The following is a 24,149-nucleotide window of genomic DNA, read 5'->3' as shown; positions in this document are numbered from 1 at the left end:
CTAGAGCCAGCCAGAGCGTTTGAAGCGGTAGTATAGAAAACCGCAGGTAGCAGAGATGATTAACAGCGCGTACAGGTAGCCATAATCCCACGCCAGCTCAGGCATGTGTTGGAAGTTCATGCCCCAGATGCCGACAAAGGCGGTCGCAACCGCAAAGATACCCGCCCAAGCGGCGAGTTTCTTGTTAACGTCGTTCTGCTCGATACTGACAGTGGACTGGCACACGAGAATGGCGGTGCTGATGGTGTCACGCACGATGTCCAGCGATGTGTTGATGCGCATCAGATGGTCATACACATCGCGGAAGTATTCCTGCGTATTTACACACGGCGGAGGTACGCGCCCGCCATGCAACTTTCCAGCGACCTCCATCAGCGGGGCAACCGCATGTTTGAGCAGTACCACCTTGCGCTTGAGTTGGTACAGATGTTCGATGTTGGCTAGCGCACTATCCTTTTCAAACAGATGATCCTCGATAGCTTCGAACTGCGACTCCAACTCATCCACCAGTGGAAAATAGCGATCAACTACAGCATCCATCAGCGCATACAGCACAAAACCTGAACCGAGTCCCAACAATTCTGGCTCACGTTCGCAACGCTCACGCACACTCTGAAAGCTCTGCTCGCTACGATTGCGCACCGACAATACGAAATTGCGGCCAACGAAGATGCTGAACTCGCCCACCGACAGCCCCACCTCTTCTAGTTCGGGCAGATGTATGACCACGAACAATTCATCGCCGTACTCTTCGATCTTGGGACGCTGGTGACCGTGCTTAGCATCTTCGACTGCGAGATCGTGTAGGCCAAACTCTTCCTGCATTTCATCAATCTCAGCATCCGTAGCATCACGCAGCTCAACCCAGACAAAACACTCAGGGCGCTCCATGTAGTCACTAATGTCAGCGACTGGAAGGTCGGCGAGTTTGACACCCTCATGGTAGGCAGCGCAGTTGATCAGCATAGGGACGTAGTTAAGAAGGTAGCTTAGTTCGTTTTGATAGTGTCAGTCATCGAAATGATACAGTAGAAACAAACCAGCGCTTGCACTGCCGTGCTGGGAGCAAGTCGATGTGCAGCATTGAACAGATGATCAAGCCGATTGAATAAGCTAAAAAAACCTGTCATTTCACTGTATTGTCCTGCGCATTCAGGCGTAAGATAAACCCCTCAATAACCACAATACTAGGAGGCCGCCATGAAACTCACCCTTCCACGCTTCGGTTCCCAAGAAGTGTCATTCTCGCAAGATTCCATCATCGAATTCCCCAATGGCTTGCCAGGATTTGAGGACTGCAAGCGCTTCAAGCTGCTGCACCGCGATGATGGTCACGAGCCGCGTGTGTTCTGGCTGCAATCGATCGACGAACCTGAAGTTGTGTTCTCTATCACCGATCCTTCTCAGCTCAAGCTGGCCTACAACGTAACTCTGAGCGATGACGAAGCTAGCACGCTGCATGTCGGTGAGAATGATGATATCTGCCTAGCTGTGATGCTCTCTCACCCACTCGAAGAGAGCGGTGAAGTGGCAATGGACAAGATTGCCGCGCTGACCCGCTCGCCGATCGCCATCAACATCACTAAGCGTCGTGCCATTCAAAAATCACTGGTCAATCCAGAGTTGACGATACACGGCTGATTTAACATACGCCAAAACAAAAAAGCCGGGATTACCCGGCTTTTTTGTTTGGTGCATCTAGCTACGATTACTCGTCAGCCACTTCCACCGCTTCAGTCACTTCTGGACGATCCACTAGCTCGATCAGAGCCATCGGAGCATTGTCGCCCTGACGGAAACCGAACTTGAGGGTACGAGTGTAACCGCCGTTACGGGTAGCGTAACGTGGGCCGATTTCATCAAACAGCTTGCCGACGATCTCACGGTCACGCAGACGGGAGAATGCCAAACGACGATTCGCCAAGCTGGGGTTCTTGCCCAAAGTGATCAGCGGCTCTACCACACGGCGCAGTTCTTTGGCCTTGGGCAGGGTGGTCTTGATCGCTTCGTGACGCAGCAGCGAAACGCTCATGTTGCGCAACATTGCCAGACGGTGGCTGCTGGTGCGGTTAAGTTTTCTCAATCCTAAACGGTGACGCATGATTTTCCTCTCTTACTTCTCGGCGGCGACAGGCCAGTTTTCCAGCTTCATGCCCAGCGACAAGCCATGTTCGGCCAGCACTTGCTTGATTTCGTTCAACGACTTGCGACCCAGATTAGGGGTACGCAGGAGGTCGGTTTCGGTGTACTGGATCAAATCACCGATGTAATGGATGCTTTGTGCCTTCAGGCAGTTGGACGAACGCGGTGTGAGTTCCAGATCATCGACTGGACGCAACAGCATAGGATCGACCTTCGGTGCCTTGGGCTTCTCGACCGGAGCCGGAGTGCCTTCCAGCGCAGCGAATACGCTGAACTGCTCGACTAGAATACGAGCTGCAGAGCGAATCGCCTCTTCTGGATCAATCGCGCCATTGGTCTCGATGTCGATCACCAGTTTATCCAAGTCGGTACGCTGCTCAACGCGGGCACTTTCGACTGCGTAGCTGACGCGGCTGACCGGACTGAACGAAGCGTCCAGAACGATGTTACCAACCGAACGTGTCTCGCCAGGAACCTGACGGGAGATCGCAGAAACGTAACCACGGCCTTGTTCGACCTTGATTTCCATATCCAACTTGCCGCCCGCTGTCAGGTGAGCGATAACGTGAGATGGGTTCAGCACTTCAGTGTCAGCATCCACTTCGATGTCACCGGCAGTTACTACGCCCTGACCTTCTTTCTTCAGGTGCAGTGTCACTTCGCGGTTGGTACCATGCTGCTTGAGTACCACACCTTTGAGGTTCAGGATCAAGTCAACGACATCTTCCTGTACACCATCAATGGTGGAGTATTCGTGCAGAACATCAGCGATCTTGACCTCGGTCGGCGCAGAGCCAGGCATCGAGGACAACAGGATACGACGAAGGGCATTGCCCAGCGTGTGTCCATAGCCACGCTCGAACGGCTCCATCACAACTTTGGCCTTAGTGGCCGAGATGTTTTGGACGTCGATGATGCGTGGTTTCAGAAATTCGTTATTTGCCATGTCCAGCTCCGCGTGGATTACTTGGAATACAACTCGACGACGAGGTGCTCGTTGATTGTGGCAGGCAATTCAGAGCGCTGTGGCTTAGCCTTGAAGGTACCCTTCAGTGCCTTGGTGTCCACTTCGATCCACTCCGGGAAGCCGCGCTGTTCAGCCGCTGCCACCGATGCCTTGACGCGCAACTGAGACTTGGCACGATCAGCCACCTCAACCACGTCGCCAGTGCGCACTTGGTAGGAAGGGATGTTGACACGCTTGCCATTCACGAGAATACCGTTGTGACGAACCACCTGACGCGATTCAGCGCGGGAAGCTCCGAAACCCATGCGATAGGTAACATTGTCCAAACGGGATTCCAGACGTTGCAACAGGTTTTCACCGGTGATGCCACGTTCGCTTTCAGCTGCTGCGTAAGTCAGACGGAACTGATGCTCAAGCATGCCGTAGATACGGCGAACTTTTTGCTTCTCACGCAACTGACCGGCGTAGTCGGAAACACGTTGATTCTTCTTTTGACCGTGCTGGCCGGGTGGATAAGCGCGACGTTCAACCGAACATTTGTCAGTGAAGCACTTCTCGCCCTTCAGGAACAGCTTTTCGCCTTCACGGCGGCACTTACGGCACTTTGCATCAAGATTTCTAGCCAAGATCTATACTCCTACAATAATTAGATACGGCGCTTCTTGGGCGGACGGCAGCCGTTGTGCGGTACTGGGGTGATATCAGAGATGCTGGTGATCTTGAAACCCGCAGCATTCAGAGCACGCACAGCGGACTCGCGGCCTGGGCCTGGACCCTTGATACGCACTTCCAGATTCTTCACACCAAATTCCTGAGCAGCCTTGCCAGCAGCCTCAGCTGCGATCTGAGCTGCAAACGGTGTGCTCTTACGCGAACCCTTGAAACCTTGACCGCCGCTGGTGGACCAGGACAGCGCATTACCCTGACGATCAGTGATCGTCACGATGGTGTTGTTGAAGGAAGCGTGAACGTGAGCGATACCTTCCGCAACGTTCTTCTTGACTTTCTTGCGCACGCGAGTGCTGCTGGGCTTAGCCATGTCTCTATCCTCTTAACGAATTACTTCTTGGCGCCGGCGATAGCCTTGCGCGGTCCCTTACGGGTGCGTGCATTAGTGCGAGTGCGCTGACCACGGCACGGCAAGCCGCGACGATGACGCAAACCACGATAGCAGCCCAAGTCCATCAAGCGCTTGATGCTCATAGTCACTTCACGACGGAGGTCTCCCTCAACCGTGAACTTGCCTACTTCTTCACGCAACTTGTCCATCTCAGCATCGGTGAGGTCCTTGATCTTAGTGGACTCAGCGATACCTAGCGCCGCACAAATTCCTTTAGCGCGCGTGTCTCCGATGCCGTAAATCGCGGTCAACGCGATGACGGTGTGTTGATGATTCGGAATGTTTACCCCTGCAATACGTGCCATGCAGCTACCCTATCACTTGAAAAGTCTAAAATTAACCATACAGTTTTGATTGTTTCCAATCAACCCTGACGCTGCTTGTGACGCGGATCAGTGCAGATCACGCGCACGATGCGATTGCGCCGAATAACCTTGCAGTTACGGCAAATCTTTTTTACAGATGCTTGCACTCTCATGATGCTCTCCTTAAAACCAAATCTACTTGGAACGGAAGGTAATCCGCGCCTTGCTTAAATCATAGGGCGTCAACTCAACCATTACCTTGTCGCCCGGCAAAATACGAATGTAGTGCATCCGCATCTTTCCTGAAATGTGTCCCAGAACTATGTGGCCATTTTCCAACTTAACGCGAAAGGTCGCGTTCGGCAGGGATTCAATTACTTCGCCCTGCATTTGAATCGCATCTGCCTTACTCATCTTTATCGCGCCAATCCACCTTTGAAGTTCGCCTTCTTCAGCAGGCTTTCGTACTGGTGTGTCATCAAGTAGGACTGCACTTGAGCCATAAAGTCCATGGTCACGACTACCAGAATCAACAACGAGGTACCACCAAAATAGAACGGTACGTTCCATTTAACGACCAAGAACTCAGGCAGCAAACACACCAAAGTGATGTAGAACGCACCCACCAGCGTCAAACGCAGCATGATCTTCTCAATGTACTTCGCAGTCTGCTCTCCTGGACGAATACCCGGCAAAAATGCGCCGCTCTTCTTCAGGTTGTCTGCCGTCTCCTTCGGGCTGAATACCAGCGCTGTATAGAAGAAACAGAAGAACACAATTGCTGCTGCGTAGAACAACACATAGATCGGCTGCCCTGGAGACAACTTCTCGCTGATGTCCTTCAACCACCCCATACCCGAGCCGCTACCGAACCAGCCTGCCAGCGTCGCTGGAAACAGGATGATAGAAGAAGCGAAGATCGGTGGGATCACGCCAGCCATATTCAGTTTCAATGGCAAGTGTGAAGCTTGACCACCGTAGATCTTGTTACCCACCTGACGCTTAGCGTAATTCACTAGCACCTTGCGCTGGCCGCGCTCAACGAATACGACCAAAGCAGTGACAGCGAACGCACCGATCAGCAGGAACAGCACCAACGGGATCGAGAACGCACCAGTACGAGCTAACTCCAGCGTGCTACCAATAGCAGTAGGCAGACCCGCTGCGATACCCGCGAAGATAATCAGAGAGATCCCGTTACCCAAACCGCGCTCAGTGATCTGCTCGCCCAGCCACATCAGAAACATCGTACCCGTCACCAAAGTCACCATCGTGGTCACTTGGAACATATAACCTGGATTGATCACCAACCCTGCCTGAGCCTGCAAAGCTACCGCAATACCAAATGCTTGGAACACCGCCAGAGCCAGCGTCCCGTAACGGGTGTACTGGGTGATCTTGCGACGACCGGCCTCACCTTCCTTCTTCAACTGCTCCAACTGCGGTACAGCGATAGTCGCCAACTGCATGATGATGGAGGCTGAAATGTAAGGCATGATACCGAGCGCAAAGATGGTGAAACGCGAAAGCGCTCCTCCCGAGAACATGTTGAACATGCCCAAGATTCCACCTTTTTGCTGCTTGAACAAATCCGCCAAGACGACTGGATCGATCCCAGGTACCGGAATATGCGCACCGATACGATAGACCACCAGCGCCCCAAGCAGGAACCATAGTCGTTGACTAAGGTCACCGTACTTGTTATTGCTCTTGACCGGTGCGCTCACGAACTTCCTTACTCAGCGAAGCTGCCGCCCGCTGCTTCAACAGCAGCACGTGCACCCTTGGTTGCAGTCAGACCTTGCAGAGTGACTGCACGAGTCAGCTCGCCACACAGAATCACCTTGGCAGCCAATGCAATCGCAGGAACGATGCCGGCTTGCTTCAACGCCAACAGATCAATGGTGTCAACCGGCAACGCCTGCAAGTCAGACAGACGCACTTCGGCAGTGTCATTGCGAGTCAGCGAAACGAAACCACGCTTCGGCAGGCGACGTTGCAAAGGCATCTGTCCGCCTTCAAAACCAACTTTATGGAAGCCACCAGAACGAGACTTCTGACCTTTGTGACCACGACCAGCCGTCTTACCCAAACCAGAGCCGATACCACGACCGACACGACGTTTGGAATGCTTGGAGCCTTCGCCAGGCTTGATGTCATTCAGTTCCATTTACGCCTCGCACTTAACCAAGTAATACACTTTGTTGATCATACCGCGCACAGCTGGAGTGTCTTCCACTTCAACGGTGTGATTCATGCGGCGCAGACCCAGACCACGCACGCAATCGCGATGCGACTGCTTTGTGCCGATAACGCTCTTGACCAGCGTCACTTTCAGTTTTTTTGCTTCAGCCATGATTACCCCTGAACTTCTTCAACGCTCTTGCCGCGCTTAGCAGCGATCTCGCTAGGCGAATTGAGCTGCATCAAGCCATTCAGCGTAGCGCGAACCACGTTGTACGGGTTGCTAGAGCCAATACACTTGGCCAACACGTTATGCACACCAACTGCCTCGAACACAGCACGCATTGCACCGCCTGCGATAATGCCGGTACCCTCAGAAGCGGGCATCATGAACACTTTTGCTGCACCATGACGACCGATCACTGCGTGATGCAACGTGCCGTTCTTCAGATTAACCTTAACCATCTTACGGCGGGATTCATCCATCGCCTTTTGCACAGCCACCGGCACTTCTTTCGACTTGCCCTTACCCATGCCGATACGTCCATCAGCATCACCGACTACGGTCAGCGCGGCGAAACCCATGATGCGACCACCCTTGACCACTTTGGTCACGCGATTCACATGGATCATCTTCTCGATGAAATCGTCGCTACGCTCTTCCTGCTGTGCCCTACCTTGCGCTTTAGCCATCATCTACCTCGACTTAGAACTGCAGACCGTTTTCACGCGCGGCATCTGCCAGCGCCTTGACACGGCCATGGTATTTAAAACCGGAACGGTCGAATGCAACCTGAGAAACTCCAGCAGCCTTCGCCTTTTCAGCGATGAGTTTGCCGACAACGGCTGCAGCAGCAGCGTTACCACCGTTCGACAGATCCTTGCGCACCTCAACCTCGATGGTCGAGGCAGATGCGAGAATCTTGCCGCCGCAAGCGGAGATCACTTGTGCGTAAATGTGCTGATTGGTGCGATGAATCGCCAGACGCACAGCTTTTTGTTCAGCGATTCTGGCACGGGTTTTACGTGACCGGCGCTGACGTGCTTCAATCTTATTAGACATATCCGCCTCGATTATTTCTTCTTGGTTTCTTTCAGGATCACCACTTCGTCGCTATAGCGCACGCCCTTGCCCTTGTAAGGCTCAGGAGAACGGAAGGCGCGAATCTCTGCGGCAACCTGACCAACTTGCTGCTTATCAGCACCGGTCAACACAACTTCGGTTTGCGTAGGTGTCGCCACCTTCACACCTGCTGGCATTTTATATGCCACCGGATGCGAGAAACCGAGAGTCAGATTCAGCGTATCACCAGCTGCTTGGGCTCGATAACCCACACCAACCAGATTCAGCTTACGCTCAAAACCCTTAGTAACACCCACCACCATGTTGGCTAGCAGCGCACGAATGGTGCCGGACATAGCATTGGACTGACGCGATTCGCTGTTTGCCTTGCTCAACAGCGCATCACCTTCGCGAACAACAGACACATCGCCGTTCAACGCTTGCGTCAACGAACCTTGCGGCCCCTTGATAACGATTTGATCTGCGCTGATGGTTACTTCCACGCCCGCTGGAACAACTACTGGATTCTTGGCTACTCTAGACATGCCTACCCCTTACGCGACGATACACAACACTTCGCCACCGATACCATTGGCGCGTGCTTTGCGATCAGTCATCAAACCCTTGGAGGTAGAAACAATGGCAATACCCAAACCATTCATCACCTTAGGAATATCATTGCTGCCCTTATACATACGCAGGCCTGGGCGGCTGACTCGCTGAATTGTCTCAATAACGGGACGACCAGCGTAGTATTTCAGAGCGATTTCCATCGCAGCCTTACCGCCTTCAGACGCAGCAACACTGAAATCATCAATGTAACCTTCGTCCTTCAAAACCTGTGCAATAGCTGACTTCAGCTTGGAGGAAGGCATCTTAACTACAGCCTTTTCCGCCATCTGCGCATTACGGATGCGCGTCAGCATATCGGAGATTGGATCACTCATGCTCATAACTTACTCCTACCTGCTTACCAGCTTGCCTTGACGACACCGGGGATTTCGCCACGCATCGCGTACTCACGCACCTTGATGCGACCCAGACCAAACTTCCTGAACGTGCCACGTGGACGACCAGTCAGTGCACAACGATTACGCAAACGAACCGGGCTAGCATCGCGCGGCAAAGCTTGCAACTTCAAACGAGCTTCAAAACGCTGCTCATCGCTCGACTTTACATCCTCGATGATCGCCAGCAAGGCAGCGCGCTTGGCAGCGAACTTCTTGACGATTTCGCGGCGCTTCAAGTCGCGGTTAATCACGGATAACTTAGCCATCTCGTTCCTCAGTTCTTGAAAGGGAATTTGAACGCAGCCAGCAAGGCACGCGCTTCATCGTCGGTCTTAGCTGTAGTGGTGATAGTAATATTCATACCACGCAGCGCGTCGATCTTGTCGTACTCGATCTCAGGGAAAATGATCTGCTCTTTGACACCCATGTTGTAATTTCCACGACCATCAAACGACTTGGCAGAAATCCCACGGAAGTCACGAATACGTGGAATAGCCACGGTCACTAGACGATCCAAGAACTCATACATGCGCTCTTTGCGGAGCGTAACTTTACAGCCCACTGGATAGCCTTCCCGAATCTTGAAGCCAGCAATGGATTTTTTGGAGTTGGTCACAATAGGTTTCTGACCTGCAATCTTCTGCATATCACCAACTGCATGCTCCATTACTTTCTTATCCGCCACCGCTTCGCCCACACCCATATTCAAGGTGATCTTCTCAATGCGAGGAACTTCCATCACAGACTTGTAACCGAACTTAGCCATCAGTTCAGGCGCTACGGAGTCTTTGTAAACATCATACAAACGTGCCATGTTTCATCACCCCTTAAGCGTCAATCTGTTCGCCACTGGATTTGAACACGCGCACCTTGCGACCGTCTTCCAGCACCTTAATCCCAACACGATCACCCTTCTTCGCAGCGGCATTGAAAATTGCCACATTGGAGATATGAATCGGCTTTTCCATCTCAACGATACCGCCAGACACACCCTTCACCGGATTCGGTTTTTGATGCTTCTTGACCTTGTTGATTCCACCAACCAACAGGAACTCACCAAGTACGCGCTGCACGCTGCCGCGATTACCTTTGTCCTTGCCAGCGATGACGATCACATCGTCGTTCTTTTTAATCTTTTGCATGATTTATCCTTGCAATTGCGGCGGTTACAGCACTTCCGGCGCCAGGGACACGATCTTCATGAACTTCTCAGTACGCAATTCACGCGTAACTGGCCCGAAGATGCGAGTACCGATTGGCTCCAGCTTGTTATTCAGCAACACCGCAGCATTGCTATCGAACTTGACCAGCGATCCATCCGAACGACGAACACCCTTGGCAGTACGCACCACCACAGCATTGTATACATCGCCCTTCTTGACGCGACCACGAGGAGCAGCATCACGAATGCTGACCTTGATCACATCACCAATGGCTGCGTAACGACGCTTGGAACCGCCCAGCACCTTGATGCACATGACGGAACGCGCGCCGGTATTGTCGGCCACTTCCAAAACTGACTGCATTTGTATCATTATCAATCTCCAACTTTGTCCGCTCAGAAGCGGCTAGTTTTGGAACCCGTTCGGGTTAGGTCGCCACTTAGAGCGGCGATTTACGAAGCCGCGCATTCTATTCAAACTTGCGCCGTAGCGCAAGCTGAATTTGAAATTATTATGCAGCCTCTGATTTTTCCACCAGCTTTGCCACGCGCCACGCCTTGGTTTTAGCCAAAGGACGGCACTCTTCGATCACCACAACATCGCCTTGACGGAACTCGTTGTTCTCGTCGTGAGCGTGGTATTTCTTAGAAACGCGGATAATCTTGCCCAGCAGCGGATGCTTGACCTTACGTTCGATCAGAACAGTCACGGTCTTATCCATCTTGTCGCTGGTCACAGTGCCGGTCAGAGTACGCTTCAGATTAGTCGTAGTCATTACTTAGCACCCTTCTCAGTCAAAACAGTTTTCGCACGAGCGATGTCGCGGCGAACCTTACGCATCTGGCTGGTATTGCTCAGTTGCTGGGTAGCCTTCTGCATACGCAGGCCGAATTGAGCCTTGGTCAGGGACAACACTTCCTGATTCAACTCTTCTGCGGACTTTGCTCTCAGTTCACTTGCCTTCATGTTAAGCCCCTACTTGTCTAATCACGAACGAAGTCGCGATTGGCAACTTGGCAGATGCCAGGCGGAATGCCTCGCGCGCCAACTCTTCTGCAACACCATCCATTTCGTACAGCATTTTGCCCGGCTGGATCTCGGCTACGTAGTACTCCGGATTACCCTTACCGTTACCCATACGCACTTCAGCTGGCTTCTTGGAAATCGGCTTATCTGGGAATACACGGATCCAGATGCGTCCACCACGCTTGATGTGACGGGTCATCGCACGACGTGCCGCCTCAATCTGACGCGCCGTCAGACGACCACGACCCATGGCCTTCAGACCAAACTCACCGAAACTCACTTTGTTGCCGCGAGTCGCCAAGCCAGTGTTTCGGCCCTTCTGCTCTTTGCGGTATTTTCTTCTAGCTGGCTGTAGCATGTTTAGCTCCCGACTTTCTTACTTTCTTTTCCGGTTCAGCGGCAGGTGCAGCCACTTCTTCCAGGCCAGTATGCTCGCCCTTGAATACCCAGACCTTGACACCAATGATGCCGTAAGTGGTCTTAGCTTCCGAGGTACCGTAATCAATATTCGCACGCAGGGTGTGTAGTGGCACACGACCTTCGCGATACCATTCGGTACGTGCGATTTCGATGCCATTCAAACGACCCGAGCTCATGATCTTGATGCCTTGAGCACCCAGACGCATTGCATTCTGCATCGCACGCTTCATGGCGCGACGGAACATGATGCGCTTTTCCAGTTGCGAGGTAATGCTGTCAGCGATCAACTGAGCATCGATTTCAGGCTTGCGCACTTCTTCGATGTTCAATGCCACGTCAGGCAGACCCATACGCTTCTTCAGCTCAGCACGCAGAGCGCCGATATCTTCGCCCTTCTTGCCAATCACTACGCCCGGACGAGCCGTGTAGATAGTTACCTTGGCATTCTTGGCCGGACGCTCGATTACCACCTTGGAGATGCCAGCATTAGTCAGCTTCTTCTTGAGGTAGTCACGAACTTCGATGTCCTTGTGCAACTGCTCGGCAAAGTGCTTGCTGTTAGCAAACCACTTGGACGACCAGTCCTTGCGCACGCTCAACCGAAAACCGGTTGGATGAATTTTCTGTCCCATAATCTATCCTCAGTTCCCGACGGTGATCGTGATGTGACTGGTCTGCTTTTCGATGCGATTGCCGCGACCCTTAGCACGGGGCGACATACGCTTCAGAGAAGCTGCCTTATCCACATAAATAGAAGCGACCTTCAATTCGTCGATGTCGGCACCGTCATTGTGCTCGGCATTGGCGATTGCGGACTCCAGCGCCTTCTTGATGATGACGGCGCCTTTCTTCGGGCTAAAAGTCAGGATATTCAGTGCTTGACCGACTGGCAGACCGCGAATCTGGTCAGCGACCAGACGTCCTTTCTGCGCCGACAGGCGAACACCCTTCACTTGTGCTGTTGTGTTCATCATGTCTCCTTATCTCTTCGCCTTCTTGTCCGCTGCGTGACCCTTGAAGGTGCGCGTCAGCGAAAACTCGCCAAGCTTGTGACCCACCATATTCTCGGAGATGTACACCGGAATATGCTGCTTGCCATTATGAATGGCGATGGTCAGGCCGACGAAATCAGGCAACACTGTGGAACGACGCGACCAAGTCTTCAATGGACGCTTGTCGTTGGTTGCACGCACCGTTTCAACTTTCTTCAACAGGTGAGCGTCAACAAACGGGCCTTTTTTAATGGAACGTGCCATGTTTATCTACCCCTTATTTCTGAAAGCGACGGCGCACGATCATCGTATCGGTACGCTTATTGTTACGGGTGCGGAAGCCCTTAGCCGGAGTACCCCATGGGCTTACCGGATGACGGCCAGCTGCGGTCTTACCTTCACCACCACCGTGCGGGTGATCGACCGGGTTCATCACTACACCGCGAACGGTAGGACGAACACCGCGCCAGCGCATCGCACCAGCCTTACCGATAGAACGCAGCGAATGTTCGCCGTTACCGACTTCGCCCAGGGTTGCGCGACAATCAACGTGCACCTTGCGAATTTCACCAGAGCGCAGACGCAGCTGAGCGTAAGCCCCTTCGCGAGCCAGCAACTGAACCGAAGTACCAGCGGAGCGTGCCAATTGCGCACCCTTGCCAGCCAGCATCTCGATACAGTGAATAGTGGAACCGACTGGGATATTACGCAGTGGCAAGCAGTTACCCGACTTGATCGGCGCTTCCGAGCCATTCATCAGGGTTGCGCCAGCAGCAACACCCTTGGGGGCGATGATGTAAGCGCGTTCGCCATCGGCGTAGCACAACAGAGCCAAGTGAGCACTGCGGTTCGGATCATATTCGATACGTTCGACAGTCGCCGGCACGCCATCCTTATTGCGACGGAAATCGACCAGACGATAGTGCTGCTTGTGTCCACCACCCATGTGACGGGTTGTGATGTGACCGTTATGGTTACGACCAGCGGTCTTGGTTTTCTTCTCGACCAGCGCAGCAACGGGACGACCCTTGTGCAAGCCAGGGGTGACCACGCGCACAACAGCGCGCTGACCAGGAGTAGTTGGTTTTAGTTTGATGAGTGCCATGATAATTATCCTTGCTCACCTACGGCGAAATTGATCTCCTGACCCGGAGTTAGGCACACATAGGCCTTCTTCCAGTCATTGCGGCGACCCATGAAACGGCCAAAACGCTTTTGCTTACCCTTCACATTGGCGATCTGCACACTATCCACGGTGACTTTAAACATCATCTCGACCGCAGCCTTGACTTCAGGCTTGGTAGCATCAGTCGCAACACGGAAGATCACCTGCTCATTTTTCTCGGCAACGAAGGTCGCTTTTTCAGAGATCTGTGGTGCCAACAGCACTTTCATCAGACGCTCTTCACTGAACTTTAGTGTGCTCATGCCAGCATCTCCTCAATTTTCACCACAGCACCGCGAGTCACCAGCACGCTGGGGAAACGAACCAGACTGACTGGGTCAGCTTGATGCGGCTCCAGAACCAGCACGTTCGGCAGGTTGCGGGAAGATAAGAACAGATTCTCATCAAGGTTGTCGGTGATGATCAGCACGCGATCCAAGCCCATCGCCTTGACCTTATCGGCCAACAGCTTAGTCTTAGGTGCATCCACATTCAGACTGTCAACTACGGTCAAGCGGCCTTCAGCAACCAGACGGGAGAAAATAGAAGCCAGACCTGCGCGATACATCTTGCGATTGACCTTGTGGGTGTAGTTCTCTTCACCAGTGTTCGGGAATATCTTGCCACCACCACGCCACAGCGGGCTGGATGCCATACCGGCACGCGCACGACCAGTACCCTTTTGGGCGAACGGCTTGCGAGTGGACTTGGCGATCTCACTACGACCCTTTTGCTTGCTGTTCGCAGCACGGGCATTCGACTGATACGCCGTCACCACTTGGTGAACCAACGCCTCATTGTATTCACGACCGAACAGCTCATCAGAAGCACTAATGCTTGCTGCAGCCTGACCGTTTTCGTTAATGACCTTCAGTTCCATCATGCACCTGCCTTCACTGCCGGACGCACGACAACATCACCACCCTTGGCACCAGGAACTGCTCCCAGAACCAACAGCAACTGACGCTCGGCATCGATACGGACGATTTCAAGATTCTGAACGGTGCGCTGCACATCACCCAGATGACCGGTCATGCGCTTACCAGGGAATACGCGACCTGGATCCTGCGCCATACCGATAGAACCCGGCACATTGTGCGACTTGGAGTTACCGTGAGTAGCTCGACCCGACTTGAAGTGGTGGCGCTTGATGGTACCGGCATAACCCTTACCAATCGTCACGCCTGTCACATCAACTTTTTGGCCGACCTGGAACACATCAACACTCACCACCGAACCAGCCTGGAAGCCAGCCAACTGCTCAGCATCAACGGTAAATTCTTTGAGTACACTACCCGCCTCAACGCCCGCCTTTGCGAAATGACCCGCTGCAGCCTTGGTCACTCGACCAGGACGGCGCTCGCCATAAGCAACCTGAACAGCAGTGTAGCCGTCAGTTTCTGCGGATTTGATCTGGGTAACGCGATTATTAGACACGTCCAGCACAGTCACCGGCAACGAAGAACCGTCTTCAGTGAACACGCGGGTCATGCCAATCTTGCGACCGACAAGTCCTAAGCTCATTTTCTATCCTTATTTAAGGGGCTGACTACAATTGGCCAGCCGATCCAATACTACAAACTACGATTACTGCAACTTAATTTCAACATCCACGCCAGCAGGCAGATCCAGCTTCATCAATGCATCCACAGTCTTATCTGTAGGATCGACAATATCCATCAAACGCAGATGGGTACGGATTTCAAACTGATCTCGCGATGTCTTATTAACGTGCGGGGAACGCAACACGTCGAAACGCTCAATACGGGTGGGCAACGGAACCGGGCCCTTGACCACAGCGCCGGTGCGCTTGGCAGTATCAACGATCTGCAAAGCAGACTGGTCGATCAAACGATAGTCAAACGCCTTCAGGCGGATGCGAATTTTCTGACTTGCCATAATTTTCTCTTGCAATGAGCGGCGAACCGCTACGTTAAAGAACGAAAGCGCGGCAGTATACACTGCCGCGCTGATTTATCAAGTGCTTATTACTCGATAACCTTAGCAACCACACCGGCGCCGACGGTACGACCGCCTTCACGGATGGCGAAACGCAGACCTTCTTCCATCGCGATCGGAGCGATCAGTGCCACAGTAATGGAGACGTTGTCGCCTGGCATCACCATTTCGGTACCCGCTGGCAGTTCGATCGCACCAGTCACGTCCGTAGTACGGAAGTAGAACTGAGGACGATAGCCGTTGAAGAACGGGGTGTGACGACCGCCTTCATCCTTGCCCAGTACGTAGATCTCGGCAGTGAACTTGGTGTGCGGCTTGATGGAACCGGGCTTGCACAGAACTTGGCCACGCTCGACATCTTCACGCTTGGTGCCACGCAGCAGTACGCCGACGTTGTCACCTGCTTGACCTTGGTCGAGCAGTTTGCGGAACATTTCCACGCCAGTACAGGTGGTCTTGACGGTGGGCTTGATGCCGACGATTTCGATTTCTTCGCCAACCTTGACGATTCCGCGCTCGATACGACCCGTCACAACGGTGCCACGACCAGAGATGGAGAATACGTCTTCCACTGGCATCAGGAAGGCGCCGTCGATGGCACGCTCAGGAGTCGGGATGTAGGTGTCCAGTGCTTCAGCCAGGCGCATGATGGCGCCTTCGCCCAAATCACCTGCGTCGCCTTCGACAGCCTTCAGTGCAGAACCCTTGATGATGGGGATGTCGTCGCCAGGGAAGTCGTACTTGGACAGTAGCTCACGCACTTCCATTTCGACCAGCTCCAGCAGCTCTTCATCATCAACCATGTCGCACTTGTTCAGGAACACGATGATGTAAGGTACGCCCACTTGGCGTGCCAGCAGGATGTGCTCGCGAGTCTGTGGCATCGGGCCGTCAGCTGCGGAACAAACCAGAATCGCGCCGTCCATCTGTGCTGCACCGGTGATCATGTTCTTCACATAGTCGGCGTGGCCTGGGCAGTCAACGTGTGCGTAGTGACGGTTGGCTGTTTCGTATTCAACGTGGGCGGTGTTGATGGTGATGCCGCGCGCCTTTTCTTCTGGCGCTGCGTCAATTTGGTCATACGCCTTTGCTTCGCCGCCAAACTTCTTCGACAATACGGTCGTGATCGCCGCTGTCAGCGTCGTCTTACCGTGGTCAACGTGACCAATCGTGCCTACGTTTACGTGCGGCTTGGTCCGCTCAAATTTGCTCTTTGCCATATCAGTTCTCCAAAGATTAAGTTAATTATTTCTTGCTGTTCATCACGGCTTCAGCGACGTTACGCGGAGCCTCGGCATAGTGCTTGAATTCCATCGAATAAGTCGCACGACCTTGAGTCGCGGAACGCAGCGCAGTGGAGTAGCCGAACATCTCGGACAGCGGAACTTCAGCCTTAATCGCCTTTCCGCCGCCCATCATGTCATCCATACCCTGCACCATACCACGACGCGAGGACAGATCACCCATCACGGTACCAGCATAGTCCTCAGGCGTTTCCACCTCAACCGACATCATCGGCTCCAGCAACACTGGATTAGCCTTGCGCATACCGTCCTTGAACGCCATCGAGGCAGCCATCTTGAAGGCATTTTCGTTGGAGTCAACATCATGGTAAGAACCGTCGAACAAAGTAACCTTCACATCGACAACCGGGAAACCGGCCAACACGCCATTCGGCAGCGACTCACGCAAGCCCTTTTCCACAGCAGGAATGAATTCACGCGGAACAGTACCACCCTTGATCGCATCAACGAATTCAAAACCCTTGCCAGCCTCGCTCGGCTCCATCTTGATCCACACATGACCGTACTGACCGCGACCACCAGTCTGCTTGGCATACTTACCTTCGACCTCGACCAGCTTACGAATCGCTTCGCGGTAGGCCACTTGAGGTGCGCCCACATTAGCTTCGACGCCAAATTCGCGCTTCATGCGATCGACCAGAATTTCCAAGTGCAACTCGCCCATACCAGACATGATGGTCTGACCAGACTCTTCGTCAGTTCGCACGCGGAACGACGGATCTTCTGCAGCCAAACGTCCTAGCGCGATGCCCATTTTCTCTTGGTCAACTTTGGTCTTTGGCTCAACAGCAACGTGAATCACTGGCTCAGGGAAAACCATGCGCTCAAGAATGATGGCCTTGTTTGGGTCACACAAAGATTCACCAGTGGTGACCTCCTTCAAACCGATACATGCCGCGATGTCGCCTGCCAGAATCTCGTCGATCTCTTCACGATTATTGGCGTGCATCTGCACGATACGACCGATACGCTCTTTTCTGCCACGAATCGGGTTGTAAACGGTATCGCCTTTTTTCAACACACCGGAATAGACGCGCACGAAGGTCAACTGACCCACGAACGGATCGGTCATCAGCTTGAATGCCAATGCAGAGAAATTCTCATTATCATCAGCCTTACGACTTGCAGGCTCACCTTCTTCGGTTTCACCTGTCACATCAGGAATATCCACGGGTGAAGGCAAGAACTGAATCACCGCATCCAGCATACGCTGCACACCCTTGTTCTTGAACGCAGTACCGCACAACATCGGCTGAATCTCACAAGCGATGGTACGTGTACGAATGCCCAAGATGACTTCTTCTTCGGTCAGATCGCCATTTTCCAGATATTGATTCATCAACTCTTCGGAAGCCTCGGCAGCCGACTCGACCATCTTTTCGCGCCATTCGGCAGCGGTGTCCGCCAATTCAGCTGGAATATCACGATAGTCGAACTTCATACCTTGCGAAGCCTCGTCCCAGTAGATCGCCTTCATCTTGATGAGATCGACCACACCAGCAAAACCTTCTTCGGCACCGATAGGAATCACCGTAGCCACAGGATTGGCCTTTAGGCGAGTCTTCATCTGATCATAGACCTTGAAGAAATCCGCACCCTGACGATCCATCTTGTTCACAAAAGCCAGACGTGGCACCTTGTACTTGTTCGCTTGACGCCAAACAGTCTCGGATTGTGGCTGCACACCACCCACAGCGCAGTACACCATGCAAGCGCCATCCAACACGCGCATAGAGCGCTCCACTTCGATCGTGAAGTCAACGTGACCCGGAGTGTCGATGATGTTGAAACGATGCTCAGGGAAGTTGTTCTCCATACCCTTCCAGAAACAGGTGGTCGCAGCAGAAGTGATGGTAATACCACGCTCCTGCTCCTGCTCCATCCAGTCCATGGTGGCTGCGCCGTCATGCACCTCACCAATCTTGTGATTCACACCTGTATAGAACAGGATGCGCTCGGTGGTAGTTGTCTTGCCTGCGTCGATGTGCGCGCTAATACCGATATTACGATAGCGCTCGATGGGTGTTTTACGTGCCACGGTGTACCTAACCTATCTGAGAATTAGAAACGGAAGTGCGAGAATGCCTTGTTGGCTTCTGCCATGCGATGAACTTCTTCACGCTTCTTCACTGCACCACCACGACCCTCGGAAGCATCAATCAACTCACCGGCCAAACGCATCCCCATAGACTTCTCACCGCGCTTACGTGCAGCTTCTTTCAACCAACGCATGGACAGAGCCATACGACGGGATGGACGCACTTCAACTGGCACCTGATAGTTAGCACCACCCACGCGGCGACTCTTAACTTCAACCATCGGCTTGGCATTATTCAAAGCAGTGTTAAACACTTCGATCGGGTCCTTGCCAGACTTCTTGCCCACTTGCTCCAGCGCGCCATACAGGATGCGCTCGGCCACGGACTTCTTGCCGGCTGTCATCAACACGTTAACAAACTTGGACAAGTCCTGGTTACCGAACTTTGGATCCGGCAGAACTTCGCGCTTGGGTACTTCTCTACGTCTTGGCATGGTTAAACCCTCTCAACTCTAAATTCTGAAATTACTTCTTAGGACGCTTCGCGCCGTACTTGGAACGCGATTGCTTACGATCCTTAACGCCCGCCGTATCTAGCGAACCGCGAACCATGTGATAACGCACACCTGGCAAATCCTTTACACGACCACCGCGAATCAACACAACGCTGTGCTCTTGCAAGTTGTGACCCTCACCACCAATGTACGAGATCACCTCGAAACCGTTGGTCAGGCGCACCTTAGCCACTTTACGCAGCGCAGAGTTCGGCTTCTTCGGAGTAGTGGTGTACACGCGGGTACATACGCCGCGCTTTTGCGGGCAATTGGCCAGTGCTGGCACCTTGCTCTTTTCCGGGGTGGCAGCACGAGGCTTGCGCACTAACTGGTTAATCGTTGGCATTCTAGTGTCCTAAAAAAATGTTTTCTGTCAAACCGTTAAAACATCCATCCCGGCCATAACGGATTCTGCCCGCCGAGGTGGCTATAAAAAGACCGCGCATTCTAGTGACGAAGCGCGACCCTGTCAAGCGAACGAAAATCAAACCGTCTGTTCGCTGCCCGATTCGCTGCTTGCGCCCCCACTGGTTTCAGCCAGTAGTTCGCCCAGCAATTCGCGTCCTTCCGCCATATCAATACCCAAACGCTGCTTGCGACGGGTATTGTGGTAGGCCATCCCGGTACCCGCTGGGATCAGGCGACCAACAATGACGTTCTCTTTCAAGCCACGTAGTTCGTCACGCTTGCCCATGATCGCCGCTTCGGTCAATACGCGGGTAGTTTCCTGGAAGGAAGCCGCCGAGATGAACGAGTCGGTGGACAAGGAGGCCTTGGTGATACCCAACAGCATGAAGTCATACACTGCAGGCAGCTTACCTGCGGCATCGACACGCTCATTCTCGATCAGCACATCAGCGCGTTCAACTTGCTCACCCGTGATGAAGTTCGTCTCACCTGCATCACGAATTTGTACACGGCGCAGCATCTGACGCACGATCACTTCGATGTGCTTGTCGTTGATCTTCACGCCTTGCAAGCGATACACGTCCTGCACTTCGTCGGTGATGTAGCGAGCCAACGCATCCACGCCCAACAGACGGAGGATGTCATGCGGATCAGCGGGGCCATCCACGATCATTTCGCCCTGATTCACCACTTGACCATCGTGTACCAACACATGCTTATCCTTCGGAATCAGGAACTCGTGAGCGATGCCGTCCACGTCGGTAATGACCAGACGCTGCTTGCCCTTGGTATCCTTACCGAACGAAGCTGTACCGGTAACTTCTGCCAACATGCCAGCATCCTTAGGCGAACGAGCTTCAAACAATTCAGCCACACGTGGCAGACCGCCGGTAATGTCGCGTGTCTTAGAAGACTCTTGTGGAATACGTGCAAGCACATCACCCACACCCACATGTAGTCCGTCTTCGACAGTGATAATGGAGCCGGTCTGGAATGCAACGGAAATCGCTGTATCAGTACCTGCCAGCTTGATCTCGACGCCTTCATCGTCCAGCAGACGCACCAAGGGACGCAAGCCCTTGCCGGTCGTGGAACGCTTAGGATCAATAACCACCAAAGTGGATAGACCGGTCACTTCATCGATCTGCTTAGCAACGGTGACGCCCTCTTCGACATTCTCGAAGCGGACTTTACCTGCGTACTCGGTAATGATCGGACGAGTGTGCGGATCCCACGTGGACAGGACTTCACCTGCACGTACCGGAGCACCTTCGCGCAGGGTCAGCAACGCGCCGTAAGGCACCTTGTGACGCTCACGCTCACGGCCATGATCATCGGTCACCAAAACTTCGCCGGATCGCGCCACCACGACCAGCTCGTTACGCGCCGTGGTCACCGTACGCATGTTCGGGCTGTACTTGACGATACCGTTAGACTTACTTTCTACCTGACTTGCCACCACGGTACGCGAAGCCGCACCGCCGATGTGGAAGGTACGCATAGTCAACTGAGTACCAGGTTCGCCGATGGACTGGGCAGCGATCACGCCGACGGCTTCGCCCACATTGACCAGACCACCACGGCCCAAGTCGCGGCCATAACACTTAGCGCACAAACCAAAACGAGTCTCGCAATTCAGCGGGGTGCGCACGCGCACTTCATCGATACCAAGTGCTTCGATGTTCTCCACCGCAGCTTCATCTAGCAACGAGCCGGCTTCATAGACGGTTTCACCAGTCTCAGGATTGACGACATCTGCAACAGTCGAGCGACCCAAGATGCGCTCACGCAGCGCCTCGATCACTTCACCGCCTTCGACCAGCGCCTTCATCGCAGTACCATTCAAGGTACCGCAATCATCCTCAGTCACCACCAAGTCCTGTGTCACATCCACCAAACGACGCGTCAAGTAACCCGAGTTAGCTGTCTTCAACGCCGTATCCGCCAGACCCTTACGAGCACCGTGGGTGGAGATGAAGTATTGCAACATGTTCAGACCTTCGCGGAAGTTCGCGGTGATCGGTGTCTCGATGATGGAACCATCCGGTTTCGCCATCAGACCGCGCATACCGGCCAACTGACGGATCTGGGCGGCAGAACCACGCGCACCAGAATCGGCCATCATGTAGATGGAGTTGAACGATTCCTGCGTGACTGGCTTCTTGCCTTCCATGCGCATCTTGCCAGTCGCATGATCGATCACCGGCTCACTACCCAGTTGTTCCATCATGGCCTTGGCAACCAGTTCACCGGTACGCCCCCAGATATCCACCACCTTGTTGTAGCGCTCGCCCTGAGTCACCAGACCCGAAGTGTACTGAACGTCGATCTCTTGTACTTCCTTCTCAGCAGCAGCGATCAACAGATCTTTCTGCGGCGGCACCAACATATCATCCACCGCAATGGAGATACCAGCACGGGTCGCATAGGTGAAGCCGGTGTACATCAACTTGTCCGCCATGATCACCGTATCGCGGGTACCGCAACGACGGAAGCTGGCATTGATCAAACGCGAGATCTCCTTCTTCTTCATCGATTTATTGATGCTTGAGAAAGGCAGATTCGCAGGCAGTACTTCCGACAGCAGCGCACGACCAACAGTCGTTTCGTAGCGAGTCAGCTTTTCCTGCACGGCATTGTTCTCGTCGGTGTACAACTCCTTGATGCGCACAGTCACCTTAGCTTGCAACTCAACTTGCTTCGCATCGTAAGCACGGCTCATTTCGGCGATGCTGGAGAACATAGAACCCTCGCCGATCGCACCGACGCATTCGCGGGTCATGTAGTACAGACCCAGCACGATATCCTGCGACGGAACAATGATCGGCTCGCCGTTGGCAGGCGACAGCACGTTGTTCGATGCCAGCATCAGGGTACGCGCTTCCATCTGCGCTTCCAGCGACAGCGGAACGTGGACGGCCATTTGGTCACCGTCGAAGTCGGCGTTGAATGCCGAGCAGACCAGCGGATGCAATTGGATGGCCTTACCTTCGATCAAAATAGGCTCGAACGCCTGAATACCCAAACGGTGCAGCGTTGGTGCGCGGTTCAGCATCACCGGATGCTCGCGAATGACCTCTTCTAGAATGTCCCAAACCACAGGCTCTTCTGCTTCCACCATGCGCTTGCCCGCCTTGATGGTCGATGCCAGACCCATCATTTCCAGACGGTTGAAGATGAACGGTTTGAACAGTTCCAGCGCCATCTTTTTGGGCAGACCACATTGATGCAGCTTGAGCTGCGGGCCCACCACGATCACGGAACGACCCGAGTAGTCCACGCGCTTACCCAACAAGTTCTGGCGGAAGCGACCGCTCTTGCCCTTGATCATGTCAGCCAGCGACTTCAGCGGACGCTTATTGGCACCGGTCATGGCCTTTCCGCGACGACCGTTATCCAACAGCGAGTCAACGGACTCTTGCAGCATGCGCTTCTCGTTGCGCACGATGATGTCCGGTGCCTTCAGCTCCAGCAAACGCTTCAGACGGTTGTTACGGTTGATGACGCGACGATACAGATCGTTCAGATCGGACGTGGCGAAACGGCCACCATCCAACGGCACCAATGGACGCAACTCTGGTGGCAACACAGGCAACACCTCCATCACCATCCAGTCAGGCTTGATGCCCGACTGTTGGAACGCTTCCAACACCTTCAGACGCTTGGAGTATTTCTTGATCTTGGTTTCGGAACCCGTTGCGGCCAAATCGGCTCGTAGGCGTTCAACTTCAGAAGGAACGTCTAGATTGCGCAACAGTGCACGCACACCTTCCGCACCCATCAACGCGGAGAATTCGTCACCGTACTCTTCGACCTTGGCGATGTAATCATCTTCAGTCAGCAACTGACCACGGTTCAGCGGAGTCAGGCCAGGCTCGGTCACCACGAAGGCTTCGAAATACAGCACGCGCTCGATGTCACGCAGCGTCATGTCCAACACCATGCCCAGACGCGACGGCAGCGACTTCAGGAACCAAATGTGTGCAACCGGCGAAGCCAGTTCGATGTGGCCCATGCGCTCACGACGCACTTTAGACAGCGTGACTTCAACGCCGCACTTTTCGCAGATCACGCCGCGATGCTTGAGGCGCTTGTACTTGCCGCACAAGCACTCGTAATCTTTCACTGGGCCAAAGATCTTGGCGCAGAACAAGCCATCACGCTCCGGCTTGAAGGTACGGTAGTTGATGGTTTCCGGCTTTTTAACTTCGCCGTAGGACCAGGAACGAATCTTCTCGGGAGAAGCCAGACCGATCTTGATCGCGTCAAACTCTTCCTTTTGCGTTACCTGCTTGAACAGATCCAGCAATGCTTTCATCTCAAACTCCT

General features: G+C 53.5%; 36 protein-coding genes. 1 reads left to right on the top strand and 35 read right to left on the bottom strand.

Annotation, left to right across the window (positions count from 1 at the left end; all coding sequences use genetic code 11):
• Positions 1-966, bottom strand: a complete 966-nt coding sequence (gene corA, locus OYT1_RS02500) for a magnesium/cobalt transporter CorA (RefSeq protein ID WP_062625488.1) — start codon at positions 964-966, stop codon at positions 1-3.
• A 234-nt stretch (positions 967-1,200) separates the two neighbouring features.
• Here corA and fliW point away from each other — a divergent pair, with 234 nt between their 5' ends.
• Positions 1,201-1,641 (top strand): flagellar assembly protein FliW, encoded by a 441-nt coding sequence (gene fliW / locus OYT1_RS02495; protein WP_062625489.1) that lies wholly within the window; start codon positions 1,201-1,203, stop codon positions 1,639-1,641.
• Between the two features lie 67 nt (positions 1,642-1,708).
• On the opposite strand, the gene rplQ is transcribed toward fliW, so the two are convergent.
• The 34 genes from rplQ to rpoC all read right to left on the bottom strand — a co-directional run bounded on the left by rplQ (position 1,709) and on the right by rpoC (position 24,138).
• A complete protein-coding gene (rplQ, locus tag OYT1_RS02490) occupies positions 1,709-2,101 on the bottom strand; it encodes a 50S ribosomal protein L17 (protein WP_062625490.1) in 393 nt (130 codons plus the stop codon).
• 12 nt (positions 2,102-2,113) lie between these two features.
• Positions 2,114-3,088: a DNA-directed RNA polymerase subunit alpha gene (locus tag OYT1_RS02485; RefSeq protein WP_062625491.1), complete on the bottom strand. Its 975-nt coding sequence runs from the start codon at positions 3,086-3,088 to the stop codon at positions 2,114-2,116.
• A gap of 17 nt (positions 3,089-3,105) precedes the next feature.
• On the bottom strand, positions 3,106-3,735 hold the full coding sequence (gene rpsD, locus OYT1_RS02480) for a 30S ribosomal protein S4 (RefSeq protein WP_062625492.1): 630 nt from the start codon (positions 3,733-3,735) through the stop codon (positions 3,106-3,108).
• Positions 3,736-3,755: 20 nt separating this feature from the next.
• Positions 3,756-4,148: a 30S ribosomal protein S11 gene (gene rpsK / locus OYT1_RS02475; protein WP_035382813.1), complete on the bottom strand. Its 393-nt coding sequence runs from the start codon at positions 4,146-4,148 to the stop codon at positions 3,756-3,758.
• A gap of 20 nt (positions 4,149-4,168) precedes the next feature.
• Positions 4,169-4,534: a 30S ribosomal protein S13 gene (rpsM, locus tag OYT1_RS02470; RefSeq protein WP_062625493.1), complete on the bottom strand. Its 366-nt coding sequence runs from the start codon at positions 4,532-4,534 to the stop codon at positions 4,169-4,171.
• A gap of 59 nt (positions 4,535-4,593) precedes the next feature.
• On the bottom strand, positions 4,594-4,707 hold the full coding sequence (gene rpmJ, locus OYT1_RS02465; RefSeq protein WP_081908715.1) for a 50S ribosomal protein L36: 114 nt from the start codon (positions 4,705-4,707) through the stop codon (positions 4,594-4,596).
• Between the two features lie 22 nt (positions 4,708-4,729).
• On the bottom strand, positions 4,730-4,948 hold the full coding sequence (gene infA / locus OYT1_RS02460; RefSeq protein WP_062625494.1) for a translation initiation factor IF-1: 219 nt from the start codon (positions 4,946-4,948) through the stop codon (positions 4,730-4,732).
• Positions 4,949-4,950: 2 nt separating this feature from the next.
• Positions 4,951-6,261: a preprotein translocase subunit SecY gene (gene secY / locus OYT1_RS02455; RefSeq protein WP_062625495.1), complete on the bottom strand. Its 1,311-nt coding sequence runs from the start codon at positions 6,259-6,261 to the stop codon at positions 4,951-4,953.
• Between the two features lie 8 nt (positions 6,262-6,269).
• A complete protein-coding gene (rplO, locus tag OYT1_RS02450) occupies positions 6,270-6,704 on the bottom strand; it encodes a 50S ribosomal protein L15 (RefSeq protein ID WP_062625496.1) in 435 nt (144 codons plus the stop codon).
• Positions 6,705-6,890 carry a 50S ribosomal protein L30 gene (gene rpmD, locus OYT1_RS02445; protein ID WP_035382808.1) on the bottom strand — a complete coding sequence of 62 codons (186 nt, stop codon included), beginning with the start codon at positions 6,888-6,890 and terminating at the stop codon, positions 6,705-6,707. It abuts the gene before it with no gap.
• Positions 6,891-6,892: 2 nt separating this feature from the next.
• The gene (rpsE, locus tag OYT1_RS02440; protein ID WP_062625876.1) at positions 6,893-7,411 is read right to left on the bottom strand and encodes a 30S ribosomal protein S5; all 519 of its coding nucleotides are present in this window, start codon (positions 7,409-7,411) and stop codon (positions 6,893-6,895) included.
• A gap of 13 nt (positions 7,412-7,424) precedes the next feature.
• On the bottom strand, positions 7,425-7,781 hold the full coding sequence (gene rplR, locus OYT1_RS02435) for a 50S ribosomal protein L18 (protein ID WP_062625497.1): 357 nt from the start codon (positions 7,779-7,781) through the stop codon (positions 7,425-7,427).
• 11 nt (positions 7,782-7,792) lie between these two features.
• Positions 7,793-8,326 carry a 50S ribosomal protein L6 gene (gene rplF, locus OYT1_RS02430; protein WP_062625498.1) on the bottom strand — a complete coding sequence of 178 codons (534 nt, stop codon included), beginning with the start codon at positions 8,324-8,326 and terminating at the stop codon, positions 7,793-7,795.
• A 9-nt stretch (positions 8,327-8,335) separates the two neighbouring features.
• Positions 8,336-8,734: a 30S ribosomal protein S8 gene (gene rpsH, locus OYT1_RS02425; protein ID WP_062625499.1), complete on the bottom strand. Its 399-nt coding sequence runs from the start codon at positions 8,732-8,734 to the stop codon at positions 8,336-8,338.
• A 17-nt stretch (positions 8,735-8,751) separates the two neighbouring features.
• Positions 8,752-9,057, bottom strand: a complete 306-nt coding sequence (gene rpsN / locus OYT1_RS02420) for a 30S ribosomal protein S14 (protein ID WP_062625500.1) — start codon at positions 9,055-9,057, stop codon at positions 8,752-8,754.
• A gap of 8 nt (positions 9,058-9,065) precedes the next feature.
• Complete coding sequence (rplE, locus tag OYT1_RS02415) at positions 9,066-9,605, bottom strand: 50S ribosomal protein L5 (RefSeq protein WP_062625501.1); 540 nt, start codon at positions 9,603-9,605, stop codon at positions 9,066-9,068.
• A gap of 13 nt (positions 9,606-9,618) precedes the next feature.
• Positions 9,619-9,933, bottom strand: a complete 315-nt coding sequence (rplX, locus tag OYT1_RS02410; protein ID WP_062625502.1) for a 50S ribosomal protein L24 — start codon at positions 9,931-9,933, stop codon at positions 9,619-9,621.
• 24 nt (positions 9,934-9,957) lie between these two features.
• Positions 9,958-10,326, bottom strand: a complete 369-nt coding sequence (rplN, locus tag OYT1_RS02405) for a 50S ribosomal protein L14 (protein ID WP_062625503.1) — start codon at positions 10,324-10,326, stop codon at positions 9,958-9,960.
• 139 nt (positions 10,327-10,465) lie between these two features.
• A complete protein-coding gene (rpsQ, locus tag OYT1_RS02400) occupies positions 10,466-10,729 on the bottom strand; it encodes a 30S ribosomal protein S17 (protein ID WP_062625504.1) in 264 nt (87 codons plus the stop codon).
• On the bottom strand, positions 10,729-10,920 hold the full coding sequence (rpmC, locus tag OYT1_RS02395) for a 50S ribosomal protein L29 (protein WP_062625505.1): 192 nt from the start codon (positions 10,918-10,920) through the stop codon (positions 10,729-10,731). Before rpmC ends, rpsQ begins: the two co-directional genes overlap by 1 nt.
• A 1-nt stretch (position 10,921) precedes the next feature.
• Positions 10,922-11,338, bottom strand: coding sequence for a 50S ribosomal protein L16 (gene rplP / locus OYT1_RS02390; RefSeq protein ID WP_062625506.1), 417 nt, complete (start codon positions 11,336-11,338; stop codon positions 10,922-10,924).
• Positions 11,322-12,032, bottom strand: coding sequence for a 30S ribosomal protein S3 (rpsC, locus tag OYT1_RS02385; protein ID WP_062625507.1), 711 nt, complete (start codon positions 12,030-12,032; stop codon positions 11,322-11,324). Before rpsC ends, rplP begins: the two co-directional genes overlap by 17 nt.
• A gap of 9 nt (positions 12,033-12,041) precedes the next feature.
• A complete protein-coding gene (gene rplV / locus OYT1_RS02380) occupies positions 12,042-12,371 on the bottom strand; it encodes a 50S ribosomal protein L22 (protein WP_084611883.1) in 330 nt (109 codons plus the stop codon).
• A gap of 9 nt (positions 12,372-12,380) precedes the next feature.
• A complete protein-coding gene (gene rpsS / locus OYT1_RS02375; RefSeq protein ID WP_062625509.1) occupies positions 12,381-12,656 on the bottom strand; it encodes a 30S ribosomal protein S19 in 276 nt (91 codons plus the stop codon).
• A gap of 13 nt (positions 12,657-12,669) precedes the next feature.
• The gene (gene rplB, locus OYT1_RS02370; protein ID WP_062625510.1) at positions 12,670-13,497 is read right to left on the bottom strand and encodes a 50S ribosomal protein L2; all 828 of its coding nucleotides are present in this window, start codon (positions 13,495-13,497) and stop codon (positions 12,670-12,672) included.
• A gap of 5 nt (positions 13,498-13,502) precedes the next feature.
• On the bottom strand, positions 13,503-13,820 hold the full coding sequence (gene rplW / locus OYT1_RS02365) for a 50S ribosomal protein L23 (protein ID WP_062625511.1): 318 nt from the start codon (positions 13,818-13,820) through the stop codon (positions 13,503-13,505).
• Positions 13,817-14,437: a 50S ribosomal protein L4 gene (gene rplD, locus OYT1_RS02360; protein WP_062625512.1), complete on the bottom strand. Its 621-nt coding sequence runs from the start codon at positions 14,435-14,437 to the stop codon at positions 13,817-13,819. The genes rplW and rplD overlap by 4 nt, the downstream gene beginning before the upstream one ends.
• Positions 14,437-15,081: a 50S ribosomal protein L3 gene (gene rplC / locus OYT1_RS02355; RefSeq protein ID WP_062625513.1), complete on the bottom strand. Its 645-nt coding sequence runs from the start codon at positions 15,079-15,081 to the stop codon at positions 14,437-14,439. The genes rplD and rplC overlap by 1 nt, the downstream gene beginning before the upstream one ends.
• Before the next feature lie 63 nt (positions 15,082-15,144).
• Positions 15,145-15,456: a 30S ribosomal protein S10 gene (gene rpsJ / locus OYT1_RS02350; RefSeq protein ID WP_035382791.1), complete on the bottom strand. Its 312-nt coding sequence runs from the start codon at positions 15,454-15,456 to the stop codon at positions 15,145-15,147.
• Between the two features lie 89 nt (positions 15,457-15,545).
• Positions 15,546-16,736, bottom strand: coding sequence for an elongation factor Tu (gene tuf, locus OYT1_RS02345; protein ID WP_062625514.1), 1,191 nt, complete (start codon positions 16,734-16,736; stop codon positions 15,546-15,548).
• A 25-nt stretch (positions 16,737-16,761) separates the two neighbouring features.
• Positions 16,762-18,858, bottom strand: coding sequence for an elongation factor G (gene fusA / locus OYT1_RS02340; RefSeq protein ID WP_062625515.1), 2,097 nt, complete (start codon positions 18,856-18,858; stop codon positions 16,762-16,764).
• 23 nt (positions 18,859-18,881) lie between these two features.
• Positions 18,882-19,352 (bottom strand): 30S ribosomal protein S7, encoded by a 471-nt coding sequence (gene rpsG, locus OYT1_RS02335; RefSeq protein ID WP_035384667.1) that lies wholly within the window; start codon positions 19,350-19,352, stop codon positions 18,882-18,884.
• A 31-nt stretch (positions 19,353-19,383) separates the two neighbouring features.
• Positions 19,384-19,758: a 30S ribosomal protein S12 gene (rpsL, locus tag OYT1_RS02330; RefSeq protein ID WP_035384666.1), complete on the bottom strand. Its 375-nt coding sequence runs from the start codon at positions 19,756-19,758 to the stop codon at positions 19,384-19,386.
• 138 nt (positions 19,759-19,896) lie between these two features.
• Complete coding sequence (gene rpoC, locus OYT1_RS02325; protein WP_062625516.1) at positions 19,897-24,138, bottom strand: DNA-directed RNA polymerase subunit beta'; 4,242 nt, start codon at positions 24,136-24,138, stop codon at positions 19,897-19,899.
• Between the last annotated feature and the right edge of the window lie 11 nt (positions 24,139-24,149).

The organism is Ferriphaselus amnicola (genome assembly GCF_000974685.2).
In the GTDB taxonomy this organism is placed as follows: Bacteria; Pseudomonadota; Gammaproteobacteria; order Burkholderiales; family Gallionellaceae; genus Ferriphaselus; species Ferriphaselus amnicola.
Note: the sequence above shows the minus strand (reverse complement) of the source record. Positions and strands in the feature narration are given on the sequence as shown.